Genomic DNA, 247 nt, shown 5'->3' with positions numbered 1-247 from the left:
AAGGCCAGGATCACCACGTGGAAGCGCACCAGGTCGGGGTGCCCCTTGAGGTAGCCGCTGGCATAGATCAGTACCAGCACGCCGATGCCGCTGATCAGCAGCGCGAAGAGCAGCGACAGCCCATCGAGCAGGAAGGTCAGGGTGATCTCCAGGCCAGGCACCCAGGCCTGCTCGAAGACCAGGGTCTCGCCGGCCACCACCGCCGGCAGCTGCCCCAACAGCCAGAGCAGCAGGGCCCCGGGCAGCA

Annotated in this window: 1 pseudogene; it reads right to left on the bottom strand. The window is 67.6% G+C overall.

Going from position 1 to position 247, the window contains the following annotated elements:
- Nucleotides 1-247: pseudogene (locus P8629_RS12485) on the bottom strand (putative monovalent cation/H+ antiporter subunit A); the annotation flags it as partial.

The sequence above is a fragment of the Hydrogenovibrio sp. 3SP14C1 genome (assembly GCF_029625905.1).
GTDB lineage: Bacteria > Pseudomonadota > Gammaproteobacteria > Thiomicrospirales > Thiomicrospiraceae > Hydrogenovibrio.
Note: the sequence above shows the minus strand (reverse complement) of the source record. Positions and strands in the feature narration are given on the sequence as shown.